At 50.7% G+C, this 12,980-nt stretch carries 16 protein-coding genes; 13 read left to right on the top strand and 3 right to left on the bottom strand.

The features are described from left to right. On the top strand, window positions 1–696 hold the full coding sequence (locus PUT07_RS27405) for a response regulator transcription factor (RefSeq protein ID WP_274471958.1): 696 nt from the start codon (window positions 1–3) through the stop codon (window positions 694–696). 78 nt (window positions 697–774) lie between these two features. Here PUT07_RS27405 and PUT07_RS27400 read toward each other — a convergent pair whose 3' ends face one another. Together PUT07_RS27400 and PUT07_RS27395 are read right to left on the bottom strand one after the other, a co-directional pair. Further along, entirely contained in the window at window positions 775–1,047 is a 273-nt protein-coding gene (locus tag PUT07_RS27400) for a hypothetical protein (RefSeq protein WP_274471956.1), read from the bottom strand. 16 nt (window positions 1,048–1,063) lie between these two features. Next, the gene (locus PUT07_RS27395; RefSeq protein WP_274471955.1) at window positions 1,064–1,246 is read right to left on the bottom strand and encodes a YjzC family protein; all 183 of its coding nucleotides are present in this window, start codon (window positions 1,244–1,246) and stop codon (window positions 1,064–1,066) included. A 265-nt stretch (window positions 1,247–1,511) separates the two neighbouring features. On the opposite strand from PUT07_RS27395, the gene rpsF reads away from it, so the two are divergent. From rpsF to PUT07_RS27340, 11 genes are all read left to right on the top strand, one after another. Beyond that, window positions 1,512–1,799, top strand: coding sequence for a 30S ribosomal protein S6 (gene rpsF / locus PUT07_RS27390; protein ID WP_274471954.1), 288 nt, complete (start codon window positions 1,512–1,514; stop codon window positions 1,797–1,799). A 35-nt stretch (window positions 1,800–1,834) separates the two neighbouring features. Then, window positions 1,835–2,311, top strand: coding sequence for a single-stranded DNA-binding protein (gene ssb, locus PUT07_RS27385; protein ID WP_274471953.1), 477 nt, complete (start codon window positions 1,835–1,837; stop codon window positions 2,309–2,311). 23 nt (window positions 2,312–2,334) lie between these two features. Then, a complete protein-coding gene (gene rpsR / locus PUT07_RS27380; RefSeq protein WP_274471952.1) occupies window positions 2,335–2,622 on the top strand; it encodes a 30S ribosomal protein S18 in 288 nt (95 codons plus the stop codon). Between the two features lie 72 nt (window positions 2,623–2,694). Beyond that, entirely contained in the window at window positions 2,695–3,033 is a 339-nt protein-coding gene (locus PUT07_RS27375) for a cupin domain-containing protein (RefSeq protein WP_274471951.1), read from the top strand. Between the two features lie 74 nt (window positions 3,034–3,107). Next, window positions 3,108–3,419: a MazG-like family protein gene (locus PUT07_RS27370; protein ID WP_274471950.1), complete on the top strand. Its 312-nt coding sequence runs from the start codon at window positions 3,108–3,110 to the stop codon at window positions 3,417–3,419. Window positions 3,420–3,425: 6 nt separating this feature from the next. Further along, window positions 3,426–4,340: a DUF2232 domain-containing protein gene (locus PUT07_RS27365; protein WP_274471949.1), complete on the top strand. Its 915-nt coding sequence runs from the start codon at window positions 3,426–3,428 to the stop codon at window positions 4,338–4,340. A gap of 18 nt (window positions 4,341–4,358) precedes the next feature. Continuing rightward, window positions 4,359–6,323, top strand: a complete 1,965-nt coding sequence (locus PUT07_RS27360; RefSeq protein WP_274471948.1) for a DHH family phosphoesterase — start codon at window positions 4,359–4,361, stop codon at window positions 6,321–6,323. Next, complete coding sequence (rplI, locus tag PUT07_RS27355; protein ID WP_274471947.1) at window positions 6,320–6,769, top strand: 50S ribosomal protein L9; 450 nt, start codon at window positions 6,320–6,322, stop codon at window positions 6,767–6,769. The genes PUT07_RS27360 and rplI overlap by 4 nt, the downstream gene beginning before the upstream one ends. Before the next feature lie 123 nt (window positions 6,770–6,892). Next, complete coding sequence (gene dnaB / locus PUT07_RS27350) at window positions 6,893–8,236, top strand: replicative DNA helicase (RefSeq protein WP_274472005.1); 1,344 nt, start codon at window positions 6,893–6,895, stop codon at window positions 8,234–8,236. Window positions 8,237–8,608: 372 nt separating this feature from the next. Further along, window positions 8,609–9,895: an adenylosuccinate synthase gene (locus PUT07_RS27345; protein WP_274471946.1), complete on the top strand. Its 1,287-nt coding sequence runs from the start codon at window positions 8,609–8,611 to the stop codon at window positions 9,893–9,895. 158 nt (window positions 9,896–10,053) lie between these two features. Continuing rightward, the gene (locus PUT07_RS27340) at window positions 10,054–10,710 is read left to right on the top strand and encodes a hypothetical protein (protein WP_274471945.1); all 657 of its coding nucleotides are present in this window, start codon (window positions 10,054–10,056) and stop codon (window positions 10,708–10,710) included. Window positions 10,711–10,712: 2 nt separating this feature from the next. Here PUT07_RS27340 and PUT07_RS27335 read toward each other — a convergent pair whose 3' ends face one another. Next, window positions 10,713–10,976 (bottom strand): hypothetical protein, encoded by a 264-nt coding sequence (locus PUT07_RS27335; protein ID WP_274471944.1) that lies wholly within the window; start codon window positions 10,974–10,976, stop codon window positions 10,713–10,715. 313 nt (window positions 10,977–11,289) lie between these two features. On the opposite strand from PUT07_RS27335, the gene PUT07_RS27330 reads away from it, so the two are divergent. Further along, window positions 11,290–12,834: a M23 family metallopeptidase gene (locus PUT07_RS27330; protein WP_274471943.1), complete on the top strand. Its 1,545-nt coding sequence runs from the start codon at window positions 11,290–11,292 to the stop codon at window positions 12,832–12,834. Window positions 12,835–12,980: the final 146 nt, after the last annotated feature.

Below are 12,980 nucleotides of genomic sequence, written 5' to 3'. Positions count from 1 at the left end.
ATGAAGAAGATTCTTATTGTCGAGGACGATCAAAGTATTGCCAATCTGCAGAGGGACTATCTGGAGCTGAGCGGGTACTCGGTAACCATCGTAAACAGCGGATCGGCAGGCTTGAAGGCGCTGAAGGAAGAACAGTTTGAGCTTATCATCTTAGATATCATGCTTCCGGATATCGATGGATTCGAAGTGCTGAGAACCGTGCGCGAAAACGATGATATTCCGGTTCTGTTGGTTTCGGCCAGAGCGGAAGAAATTTATAAAATCAACGGCTTAGGCCTCGGAGCGGACGATTACATCACGAAGCCGTTCAGTTCCGGAGAGCTGGTGGCCCGGGTTAGCGCGCATTTGAAGAAATTTGAGCGGATGAAAGAGCGGTTCGGCAAAGGCAACGAAGGCAGCAAGCTTCAAGTGAGAGGACTTGAAGTGCACAAGGACGCACGAAGAGTGTTCGTGAATGGGAATGAAGTGACACTGGCACAAAAAGAATTTGATCTGCTGCTGTTTCTTCTGCAGAATGCCAACCGGGTGTTCGGCAAGGAAGAATTGTTCGAGCGAATTTGGGGGCTGGATTCATTGGGCGACGCTTCGACGGTAACCGTCCATATCGCCAGAATCCGTGAGAAAATCGAGGAAACCCCGTCCAAACCCCAGTATATAGGTACCGTATGGGGATCCGGGTATAGGTTTATCGTATGAACGTTCCAATACAAAGAACTGGCCCTTAAGTAGAACTCCTACAGAAGGGCCAGTTGTTGTGTGATGGCAGCCATGCTGCTAATAGTTTCTGTCCCGGTTGCGGTAGCTGACCGAGAACCTGTCGATGACATAGCCGACAAGCGCCCAAGTGGCGATCGTCAGTACATAAATGATCAACATCCGGAACATGGAGATTTCATAGACGTTCGTGAACGTAGATGCGAACCAAGCCGGAACGCTCAGCGCATAGAAAATCATGTAGAAAGCATCATGATCGTGAAATAAATAATGCATCAAACAGAGTGCTGCGCCAATGAAGGTAAACAGCCAGGTAAAGGTGGAAGTTCTCATACCTGCAGTCTCCTCGTCATGGCTTTTTGCGATGCCATTTCCGATTGTGATTGCTGTTCTCCGGGAAGCGGTCGCCTTTTTTTAATGTGACGATTTTCGGGTTCTCAATTCCCATGTGGACGGCATCTTCGCCCATCTCGATGTATACCCCGTCGTTAGGAACATGGTCGCCTTCATTGAATACTGTCCATTCACCCATATTGATCACCTCATCAGAAGATTTTCAATCATGTTTAGATTGTCCCAAGACAGGGGAACCATGTACGATAGGGATTGCCATGTTCATCCTTGCCCCATTAGCGATGGACGACAGATCAATTCCTCAAGATAAAAACTTGTAATCCGCCGCGCAATTTGATATAGTATTCAGGTGCGAGTTTTGAAAAAGAATCCTCGCTCCTTGCTCCTTCGCTTGTACAAGCAAGCTTGAAGGGAGCCGCTAAGTCCATAAGGAGGTGACATACATGCGCAAATATGAACTGATGTACATCATTCGTACTGACGTTGAGCAAGAAGTTGTTCAATCTACAGTAGAAAAGTTCCAAGGCATCATCACGAACGGTGGAGGCGAAGTCTCCAAACAAGACCTGATGGGCAAACGCCGTCTTGCGTATGAGATCAATAAGTTCCGTGACGGGCACTACGTGCTGGTACACTTCAACGCAGAGCCTGCTGTTGTAACTGAACTTGATCGCGTACTTAAGATCACGGATGAAGTTATCCGTCACTTAATCACAAACGACGTAGCTTAATTCATGCCAGTATTTTTCGTCAGGGGGAATGTTCGATGTTGAACCGTGTCATTCTTATCGGTAGATTGACCAGAGATCCGGAACTACGTTATACGCCAGCAGGCGTAGCCGTAACGCAATTTACACTTGCGGTAGACCGCCCTTTCACGAATGCAGGTTCGAAAGAACGTGAAGCGGACTTTATCAATATCGTAACATGGCGGCAGCTTGCCGAAACATGCGCGAATTATTTGCGTAAAGGCCGTTTGACAGCAGTGGAAGGACGCATTCAAGTACGGAATTACGACAATAACGAGGGCAAGAGAGTTTATGTGACCGAAGTCATTGCCGATAATGTACGTTTCCTTGAGTCCAGCAACGGTGCGAATCGCGAAGACGGCGGCGGATCGAATGCGAACGCCAACTATGGCGCAAGCAGCGGCAATCGCGGCGGTGGGTCACGCGGACAGCAGGATCCTTTCATCGATGACGGAAAACCGATCGATATTTCCGATGATGACTTGCCATTCTAAAGTAGAAAGGACTGAACAAACTAATGGCTTTCCAAAAAAGAGATAACAATAGTGAAGATCGCGGCGATCGCAAATTTGCTCCTCGTGGCAAAGGCGGTAAAGGCAAACGTCGTAAAGTTTGTTACTTCACAGTTAACAAAATCAAGCACATTGACTATAAAGACATTGAAACTCTTAAAAAGTTCATCAGTGAGCGCGGGAAGATCCTTCCTCGCCGTGTAACTGGTACTTCCGCTAAGTACCAACGTGCATTGACGATCGCTATCAAGCGTGCTCGTACAATCGCATTGTTGCCTTACACAACGGAATAAGTTAGATTAGAAAGACAGCTGATAACCGGCTGTCTTTTTTTATTTGAAATGTGGAGGAGCTGTCGATCAATAATGAAAATTCACAAGGATCAGGCTGACCATTACATATGGGGCGACAGCTGCGATGGCTGGTTTCTGGAGCGGGATGCAGACAGAACGATTATCCAGGAGCGCATGCCTGCAGGAACGAGCGAGATCAAGCATGTGCACGAGAGGGCGAAGCAATTTTTCTTCATTATAAAAGGCGAAGCGGTCATGTGGGTGGACGGTCAGGAAACGACGTTAACCATGCAGGAAGGTTGTACGATTATGCCGGGCGTTCCGCATCAAATACGCAATGACTCCGGGGAGGATGTCGAGTTCCTGGTCATCTCTACACCGACCACCGCGGGGGATCGGAAAGCGCTGTAGAGGCTTTCTTTTCTTACCCCTTTTTTGTGGTATAATTAACATAATAGTCTTTTGGGGATAGGGAGAGATGACGGTTGCTGAATAGGGAGAAAGAAGTTGACCTAGCCAGACGGGCCAAAGTCATTGAGTGGCTCAAGACGGAAGTCGTGGATCATGTCGCACACCTGCTCAAAGGCATATGGGAAGGCAGCCATGTCAAAATTGTAGACGGGTTAGCCAGTTTGATCTCCAGCGGGTACATATTGGGGAGAAGGCTCGGCATATCGTATCGAGATTTGGACGAAGCCATGACAGAGAAAATGAAAAAACACCGCCAAGAGGGCCATCAACTTGAGGACTGGTACGGCGACATTTCATCGCTCGAAGAACATTTACGTAAGAGGTGAGCCCGGTTGGGGAATCGAAGTTGGCATAGCATCATCTGGAGCGCGGTGACCGTTGTTTCATTGCTGTCTCTAATGACGCCTTTTATTATTTTCACATTCAGTTTTCTTATGATTCCTGTACTGATGCTATATGTGAAATCAAGCACCAAACGTTTCGTCATCAGCTATGTGCTTAGCTTGCTAGTCGTCTATTTGCTGACACAGTGGCATGGCATATCCCTGATATCGGTATCGCTGTTCATGCTGCCGCCGGTGCTGGTCATGGGCAACTTGTATAAGCGGAAGGCGCCGGCGCGGTCCGTTCTGACGGCAGGGATCGTCACGATCTTGGCTGAGGCGCTGCTGAGCTTGCTTATCGGATATATGCTTGGGTTCGATCCGGTAGCGAAGTTCAAGGGCTTCATGATCGACAGCATCGCCAGCATGCCTCCGGGCATTCGCGAGGTGCTGCCGAAGGATCAAGACTGGTACGTGAACTTCATCGTGCAAGTGATCCCATTGTACTTGATTTTCGTAGCATTGTTCTTCACCTTCGTAACCCACGGGATCAGCCGCTGGCTGCTGAATAAGACAGGGGAAGGCATCCCGGGCCTGCGGCCGATGCGGGAATGGATGCTGCAGAAATCCCTCGTCTGGATTTATCTGGTCGTGTTCGTATTGGATATGTTCATGAACCCGGCATCCACGGCGCTAATCCCTACGCTGCTGATGAACGCCATGCCGCTATTGATGCTGGCATTCGCGATTCAAGCCATAGGCTTTCTATTCTTTATTGCCCATACCAACAGGTGGAAGCCGGTACTCCCGATTCTGGCGATCATTCTCGTCTGCTTCATGCCTCCACTTTTTATCGTTTACAGCTTACTAGGGGTATTTGATGTTGCGTTTCCAATCCGTGAACGATTCAAGAAAAATTTATAGGATTAGGAGCTAGTTCGAATGCCGAAGTTCCTTTTAAAGCGGTGGCATGGTCAACACATTGTGTGGATTTTCGTCCTGCTCATCCTGATGACCGCAACGATTTATATGTTCAAATGGTGGCTGGGCGTTACGGCCTTCCTGATCTGCGGGTTGTTGGCGTATTTCACCCTGCAGGCGGAAGCGGCTTTCCGCAGAGAGCTGAATACGTACTTAGGGACGATCTCCCATCGTGTCAAGAAGGCAGGCAATGAAGTCATGAGCGGCCTTCCGATCGGGATCATCCTGTACAATGAAGAGAAGCGAATCGAATGGCATAACCCTTTTGTGGCGAAAATGTTGGGGCAGGATTCCGTCATTGGGGAATCGCTCTACGAGTGCTTGCCGGATTTGAAAAGCCGGAAGGACAAGAACGAGAAGGTGGACCTGACGATCGGCAAGCTGATCTATCAAGTGTGGATTCGACCAGAGGAGCGGCTGCTGTATTTCCGCGAAATCACGGAGCAGGCCAACCTGGCGAAGAAATATGAAGATGAGAAGACGGCGATCGGAATCGTTATGATGGATAATCTCGAAGAGTCGACGCAGGGGCTGGACGATCAGACGCGCAGCATTATGCTGGCCAAGGTAACGGGCGAGATTACGGAGTGGGCGCAGAAGCATCAGCTGTACTTGCGCCGGACGTCATCGGACCGCTTCCTGATTCTGATGGACCAGAAGGCGCTGCGTCAGCTGGAACAGACGCGCTTCGAGATCTTGGACGACGTGCGGGATTTGACGATCGAGAACAAGCTGCCGATGACGCTCTCCATCGGGATCGCATCGGGAGCCGAGCAGCTAACGGAGATCGGCCAACAGGCGCAGATGAGTCTGGATATGTCCTTGGGCCGCGGCGGCGATCAGGTCACCGTTAAGGTCGGCCAGCGGTTATCCTTCTACGGAGGGAGAACGAATGCCGTAGAGAAGCGCACCCGGGTCAGAGCCAGAGTCATCTCGCATGCGCTGCGCGATCTGATGAAGGATAGCGACAAGGTCATGATCATGGGGCACCGCTTCCCCGATATGGACTGCATCGGCGCGTCGATCGGCGTGCTGAAGGCGGTGCAGGTCGTCGGCAAGGAAGGCTACATCGTGCTGGAAGGCATTAACCCATCGATCCAGAAGGTGATGGAAACGATCGCCGGCGATGAGCGGCTGCACCGCTGGTTCATTACGCCGGAGCAAGCGATGCAGATTACGACCCAGCGGTCCCTGGCCGTGGTGCTGGACACGCACAAGGCGTCCATGGTCGCCGAGCCTAAGCTGCTGCAGCAGACCCACAGGGTCGTGGTGGTCGATCACCACCGCCGCAGCGAGGAATTCATCCACGATGCGACGCTCGTCTATATGGAGCCGTACGCGTCCTCTACGTGCGAGCTCGTGACGGAGCTGCTCCAGTACATCAATGAGAAGCTGACGATGGAGGTGCTGGAGGCGACGACGCTGCTCGCGGGCATCGTGGTCGACACGAAGAGCTTCAGCTTGCGAACCGGAGCGCGAACCTTCGAGGCCGCGTCTTACTTGCGCCGTAACGGTGCCGATTCCGCATTGATTCAGAGCTTGCTGAAGGAGGATCTCGGCTCCTACATCGAACGCGCGGAAGTGATCAAGCATACGGAAACGATCCACGAGCACGTCGCATTGGCAGTTGCTGAGCCTAATCGCAAATATTCTCAGTTGATGATTGCGCAAGTTGCTGATACATTGTTGAATATGACGAATATTATGGCTTCCTTTGTCATCGCGGAGCGGCCGGACGGATTGATCGGGATCAGCGCGAGATCGCTGGGGCAGATGAACGTCCAGATCGTGATGGAGCGGCTGGGCGGCGGCGGACATTTGACCAACGCGGCAACGCAGCTTGATGGCGTGACCTTAGAGGAAGCAACGACCCGTTTGAAGAAAGTATTAGATGAAATACAGGAAGAGGAGGGACTTTTCGAATGAAAGTAATCTTTTTGAAAGACGTAAAGGGCCAAGGGAAAAAAGGCGAAGTGAAAGAAGTATCGGAAGGCTACGCACAGAACTTCCTGATTGCGCAGGGGCTGGCAGCTCCCGCGACGGCAGGATCGGTGAAAGTGCTTGATAATCAGAAGAAGGCTGAACAGCGCCGCAAGGAGCAAGAGAAGGCTGAAGCGCAGGCGCTGGGCGAGAAGCTGAGCGAAATGACCGTACAAATTAAAGCGAAAGCCGGAGAAGGCGGACGGTTGTTCGGAGCGATTCCGAGCAAGCAGATCGCTGAAGTGCTGGAGAAGCAGTACAAGATTGCCATCGACAAACGTAAAATTGTTCTGGATGAGCCGATTCGTACGCTGGGCGTAACGAAAGTGCCTGTGAAGCTTCACACGGAGGTTACAACAAGTTTGAACGTGCAAGTATTGGAAGAGAAGTAAGTGACAGAGAAAGACCGATGAGAGTCCCTAGGAGGGGCTCTTCTCTATTGTCGGGTGACATTGCCTCACAATCTATTAAACTACGAAAAGAAAGGCGGGTACTGTAGCATGAGCGGAGATAATATGTTTATGGATCGCATACCCCCACAAAATATAGAAGCCGAGCAGGCGGTGCTCGGCGCAATTCTGATCAATAGCGAAGCATTGATTACCGCTATGGAACGAATCACGAGCGACGACTTCTACCGGGGGTCACATCAGCGCATCTTCGAGTCGATCGTCGAGCTGGCGGAAGAGCAGGAGCCGGTCGACCTGGTCACGCTGACGGCGCGCCTGCAGAACAAGCAATTGCTGGAGGAGATCGGCGGGGTCACCTACCTGTCCGAGCTCGCCAACGCGGTGCCGACGGCGGCGAACATCGATTACTACGCGGCGATCGTCGAAGAGAAATCGATGCTCCGCCGCTTGATCCGCACTGCAACCCAGATCGTCACCAACGGCTACGCCAACGAGGACGATGTCGGGTCCATGTTGAGCGAGGCGGAGGCGAAAATTCTTGAGATTTCGCAGCGCCGCAGCTCCAGCGGGTTCGTCGTCATTCGCGACGTGCTCATGGAAGTATTCGAGAAGGTCGAGTCGCTCTACTCGAATAAAGGAAGCTCCACAGGCATCCCGTCAGGATTCATCGACTTGGACAAGATGACGTCGGGCTTCCAGCGCTCCGACCTTATCATTCTGGCGGCGCGTCCTTCCGTAGGGAAGACCGCCTTCTCGCTGAACGTGGCGCAGAACGTCGGCGTGCGCGCCAAGGAAACCGTCGCGATCTTCTCGCTCGAGATGGGCGCCGCGCAGCTCGTACAACGTATGGTCTGCGCGGAGGCGAACGTCGATGCGAACCGCATGCGGACGGGGAACCTGGAAGGGGACGACTGGGAGAAGCTGACGATGGCGATCGGCGCCTTGTCGGAGGCGAATATCTTCATTGACGATTCCGCGCAAATTACCGTCGCCGATATCCGCGCGAAGTGCCGCCGTCTCCAGCAGGAGAGGGGCCTCGGGATGATCCTGATCGATTACTTGCAGCTCATCGCGGGCCGCGGCAAAGGCGACAACCGTCAACAGGAGGTCTCCGAGATCTCCCGTACGTTGAAGCAGATCGCCCGTGAGCTGAACGTGCCGGTTATCGCGCTCTCACAGCTGAGCCGGGGTGTCGAGCAGCGTCAGGACAAGCGTCCGATGATGTCGGACCTTAGGGAATCCGGCTCCATCGAGCAGGATGCCGACATCGTCGCGTTCTTGTACCGTGACGATTACTATGACAAAGAATCCGAGAAGAAGAACATTATCGAGATCATTATCGCCAAACAGCGTAACGGTCCGGTAGGCACGGTCGAGCTGGCGTTCTTGAAGCAGTTCAACAAGTTCGTTAATATGGATCGAACCCATCAGGAAGCAGCCGGGCATTGACGCCCTGCTGCTTTTTTTTATGCCAACTTCATAGTATGTACAATTTCCGAACGATTATACATGTGCATTAATAATTGTTCGTTTTTCATTGACTTTGCGAAAGGGGACTGCTACACTAGAGACGGTGAAAAAAACCTTGTTCGACTGCCTGTACAACTGCATCACGCAGGGCAGCTGCGAGTTAAGGTCGTTTTTCATGCCGATGGGTAGGTCCCCTTCCTGCAGATGGCTGCCGAAGAGACCGAATTGATCCTTCGGTGAACCGTGGACGCTTCGCGCTTTAGCGCTTTAATGAGGTCCACCTTAATCTGTGGTACGAAAGCCAAATCGGCTCATTATGGGTGACTCGTCACCGTACGGAGGTAAGTGCATATGTCAACGGTTGTTGTTGTCGGAACACAATGGGGAGATGAAGGAAAAGGTAAGATCACGGATTTCCTGGCGGAATCCGCTGAGGTTGTCGCTCGTTACCAAGGTGGTAACAATGCAGGCCATACGATCATTATCAGCGGCAAGAAGTACAAGCTGACGATGATTCCTTCCGGTATTTTTTATCAAGAGAAAGCTTGTGTGATCGGGAACGGTATGGTCATTAATCCCGCAGCACTTATTGAAGAAATTAACTACATTCATGATAATGGTTTTTCCACCAAAAATTTGCATATCAGTGACCGCGCGCATGTCATTATGCCGTATCACTTGGTGCTGGACGGTCTGGAAGAAGACCGCAAAGGCGACAGCAAGATCGGTACGACTCGCAAAGGGATCGGACCTTGCTATATGGATAAAGCGGCGCGCAACGGGATTCGGATTGCCGATCTGATGGATGCGCAAGAGTTCGAATTGAAGCTCAGACGCATCGTCGCGGAGAAAAACGTGCTGATCGAGCAAGTGTACGGCTCCAAAGGGCTGGATGTCGAGCCGATTCTGAAGGAGTACCTCGCCTATGCAGAGATCATTCGTCCTTATGTGACAGATACATCCGTCGTATTGAACGAATACATCGACCAAGGCCGCAGAGTGCTATTCGAGGGCGCGCAGGGCGTGATGCTGGACATCGACCAAGGGACATACCCTTACGTGACGTCCTCCAACCCGACGGCCGGCGGCGTATGTATCGGTTCCGGCGTAGGTCCGACGAAGATTCACAACATCATCGGCGTAGCCAAAGCCTACACGACTCGCGTCGGCGACGGTCCATTCCCTACGGAATTGGACAATGAAGTGGGCGCTTGGATCCGGGAGAAAGGCTTCGAGTACGGTACGGTAACAGGCCGTCCGCGCCGTGTCGGCTGGTTCGACAGCGTCGTTGTCCGCCACGCCAGACGCGTTAGCGGCATCACAGGCTTGTCCTTGAACTCGATCGACGTTCTGACAGGTCTGGATACGGTAAAAATTTGCACAGGCTACATGTACCGCGGCCAACTCATCGAGCATTACCCGGCGAGCTTGAAAGCTATTTCCGAATGCGAAGCTGTGTATGAAGAGCTGCCAGGCTGGTCCGAAGATGTGTCCGGCGCGCGTACGCTCAGCGATCTGCCTGAGAATGCGAGACACTACGTGGAGCGCATTTCCCAGCTGACAGGCATCCCGATCGCCATCTTCTCCGTTGGCCGCAATCGCGAGCAAACGAACCTGGTTCGTCCAATTTACGCATAAGCGACAAAATGAATGAAAATCCTCTAGGCGCAATCGCAGCTTAGAGGATTTCTTTTTTTGCCCGGAAGGGATTTAATGGTGCTCAATTCGTCAATACTGGGAAGGAGGAAGCGGTTTATGAGAGGCATTTGATCCAAACGGCAGGAGTGATCAGAAGAATGAAAGTATTGACATGGCTCGGCAAAATTATCATCAGTTCGGTGCTTATTACATCCATCACAATGTTTACGACATGGTATGTGGTGAACATGTATGTTGAAGATATATTTCGACAATATCAGATACCGGCATTGGGTAAAAAGATTCAATTTGGTGAATTTGCAGCAAGATTGGCAGATGACTTGAATATAGTTATGCGTAGAGACGGGGGGAAGCAAGCTGCCCCGGCGGAATCGCCGGCACCGACGCAGCCTGCACCTAGTCCCAGCCCGTCAGGAAGCGTGCCGAGTTCCGGCACGGCTGACCGTGTTAGCCCGGAAACGGAGAGCGGTAGCGGCGCTTCCCGAGGAGCGGAGGACGATGCTGTAGCCGTCATGGGGCGAGTAAGTAGCGAAGCGAACGAGCAGGATAAGCAAATCGTCATGTCGACCGAGGATTTCGCCAAGAAGAAAGAGGCGCTGTCCAGTGATGATAAGATGAAAATATTTTCGCTTGTGGTTGCCAAGCTGCCGCAAGACGAAGTGCAGCACTTGTCTGTTTTGCTGGAAAACGGCATTACGAATGATGAGCTGAAACAAGTGAACGATACGCTCAAAAAGTATTTAAACGAGACGGAATACAAACAGCTGACGGACATCCTGAACAAATACTCGTGATGTTAATGGAGCTGTCCGCCATATTTCACGATGGTGTCTTCCGCTTGGCGGTAGCGCGACTTCTCCACACTGACTGTTAGCGCATAAGCCGGTTCTGCGGCTGCGTAGGATTCAACGGATTGAACGAGGCTGCCTCCAAGATCGACAGCTTGTGCATCGCCGCCATAATTAAATTTAATGTCCAGCACACCCTGAGAGCGAAGAATTTCCGCTGTTTTCTCCATCGTTAGTCGATCTGTGAATGTAGCTTCCAACTGGACTTCCATTTCATCAGTTCCCCTTTCAATTTTCACTCTAATTCGTCATTTCTCGTAATCGGGTGTAAAATCTATTGGATATTTAACCAAAAAAATGAAAATTTAGCGTCTTCTTTTGGCGGTGGACACGAATCTATCACATGGATATCGAGTATTTTGTTGAAATTGGCAGAGAAAGTGTGTTAAATTTAACAAAAGGAAGACATCCTTAATGGATATTATGTCTAATCAAGGTTTATTTATGTATTTTGGAGTAATTAATCATTGGGGTGCTTGTGAATAATTACTTCATGGATGCAAAACCGTTCAAAGGGAGAAGATCATGACAGGTTTCAGGGGTATGCGCTTTGTCAAGGATCTCATTGAGAGATTCAAGTCGAAGCGAGAAAGCTTGACCGGAAATGAATCAATATCAGACAAGCAGCAGGAAGAATTAACGACAACTACGACGCTAACGGTAATCAAACGACATAAATGGTCTCTTGCTCTGGGAGTTGGTGCAGTCGCACTGACAGGGGTTATAACGTTTGCAGGGCATATCTACGTGCAAGCGAAAATGGTAGATGTATATCATGTTATGCTGAACGGCAAAGAAATCGGCGTCGTCAGCGACAGTAAGATAATTGATGAATATAAGCAGCAAAGACCTCTTGAGGTACAAAAGAATTTCCCAGACGTTCATGTCGTTCTTAAAACTAACGGTGTCACCTACAGCTCTGAAAAGGCTTTCAAACCGCAAACGGATGATGCTGCTGTCCTTGCAACGCTGAATAAGGCGTTAGTGCCCCAACCGGTCGGGGTAGAATTGAAGGTAGACGGTAAAGCCATTGCTATTGTGAAGGATCAGCAGACGGCTGATCAAATTCTGGCGCAAGTGAGTGCGCCCTACACGCCCAAAGGCAAGGAAGCCTCTAAGGTTGCTGCGTTGTCGGCTAGTCAGGGCGAGGATATTTCTACGGCTCCTTCGGAGCTCGAGAAAGTAGAGTTCGTTCAGCAGGTGGATACGAAGGAAGTACCGATTGAGCCGGAAGACTTGGCGAAGCCGGAAGATGTAGTGAAGAAGCTGACGACGGGCGATGTAACGCCTGCCAAATATACGGTCGTTGAGGGAGACTGTGTCTCCTGTATCGCGAAGAAATTAGGAATTACCAAGCAGTTCATCTATGATAATAATCCTGGCATCCAGGATGACAAGCTGAAGTTAGGCAGCCAGCTGGATGTGACGGTGCTGAAGCCGGCGTTATCCGTCAAAACGACGGAGAAAATCGTACAGAATCAAGAAATTCAATATGATACCGAGTACATCAAGGATGATTCGCAACGAGTAGGGGTTGTACAGCCGATTTCGCCTGGCAAGAACGGGCTGAAGAAGGTGACGATCCAGGTGACCAAGGTCGACGGTTTAATGACCGAGGAGAAGTTGGTCGACGAAGAGATCATCGATCAGCCGGTGACGGCGAAGGTGAAGAAGGGTACCAAAGTCATCCAAGGCGAGGGCACAGGGAAGTTCGCATGGCCTGTCGTTTCCCCGAGCATTTCAAGCACGTACGGCGTTCGCTGGGGCAAGCTCCACAAAGGCATCGATATTACAGGCAATAAGAATATTATGGCGGCCGATAACGGCAAAGTCGTCGAAACCGGGTACAAATCAGATTACGGCAATTATATCATTATCAATCATTTGAACGGTTACGAGACGCTGTATGGCCACTTGAGCAAAATTACGACCACAGAGGGCACCATCGTCGAGAAGGGCGATAAAATCGGCATTATGGGAAGTACAGGCGATTCCACAGGCGTGCATTTGCATTTAGAAATTCACAAAAACGGAAGCTTGGAAAATCCTTTGAAATATTTGAATCGTTAAATTACATAAGAGGCAAGGTCAAACCGGACAACTCGGGGGGCCTTGTCTCTTTTCAGTTGAATATATGATAAAATAGAGAGTAGTATGCAGCGAATAAGATGATCCAGTGTTTATCCGTTGTTTAACCTTATTTAGGCGGTGGTAGG

Source organism: Paenibacillus sp. MAHUQ-63, assembly GCF_028765165.1.
In the GTDB taxonomy this organism is placed as follows: Bacteria; Bacillota; Bacilli; order Paenibacillales; family NBRC-103111; genus Paenibacillus_E.
Note: the sequence above shows the minus strand (reverse complement) of the source record. Positions and strands in the feature narration are given on the sequence as shown.

Coding starts and splice junctions, on each gene's coding strand:
- PUT07_RS27405 (WP_274471958.1), top strand. CDS start 1: ATGAAGAAGATTCTTATTGTCGAGGACGATCAAAGTATTGCCAATCTG.
- PUT07_RS27400 (WP_274471956.1), bottom strand. CDS start 1,047: ATGAGAACTTCCACCTTTACCTGGCTGTTTACCTTCATTGGCGCAGCA.
- PUT07_RS27395 (WP_274471955.1), bottom strand. CDS start 1,246: ATGGGTGAATGGACAGTATTCAATGAAGGCGACCATGTTCCTAACGAC.
- rpsF (WP_274471954.1), top strand. CDS start 1,512: ATGCGCAAATATGAACTGATGTACATCATTCGTACTGACGTTGAGCAA.
- ssb (WP_274471953.1), top strand. CDS start 1,835: ATGTTGAACCGTGTCATTCTTATCGGTAGATTGACCAGAGATCCGGAA.
- rpsR (WP_274471952.1), top strand. CDS start 2,335: ATGGCTTTCCAAAAAAGAGATAACAATAGTGAAGATCGCGGCGATCGC.
- PUT07_RS27375 (WP_274471951.1), top strand. CDS start 2,695: ATGAAAATTCACAAGGATCAGGCTGACCATTACATATGGGGCGACAGC.
- PUT07_RS27360 (WP_274471948.1), top strand. CDS start 4,359: ATGCCGAAGTTCCTTTTAAAGCGGTGGCATGGTCAACACATTGTGTGG.
- rplI (WP_274471947.1), top strand. CDS start 6,320: ATGAAAGTAATCTTTTTGAAAGACGTAAAGGGCCAAGGGAAAAAAGGC.
- dnaB (WP_274472005.1), top strand. CDS start 6,893: ATGTTTATGGATCGCATACCCCCACAAAATATAGAAGCCGAGCAGGCG.
- PUT07_RS27345 (WP_274471946.1), top strand. CDS start 8,609: ATGTCAACGGTTGTTGTTGTCGGAACACAATGGGGAGATGAAGGAAAA.
- PUT07_RS27340 (WP_274471945.1), top strand. CDS start 10,054: ATGAAAGTATTGACATGGCTCGGCAAAATTATCATCAGTTCGGTGCTT.
- PUT07_RS27335 (WP_274471944.1), bottom strand. CDS start 10,976: ATGGAAGTCCAGTTGGAAGCTACATTCACAGATCGACTAACGATGGAG.
- PUT07_RS27330 (WP_274471943.1), top strand. CDS start 11,290: ATGACAGGTTTCAGGGGTATGCGCTTTGTCAAGGATCTCATTGAGAGA.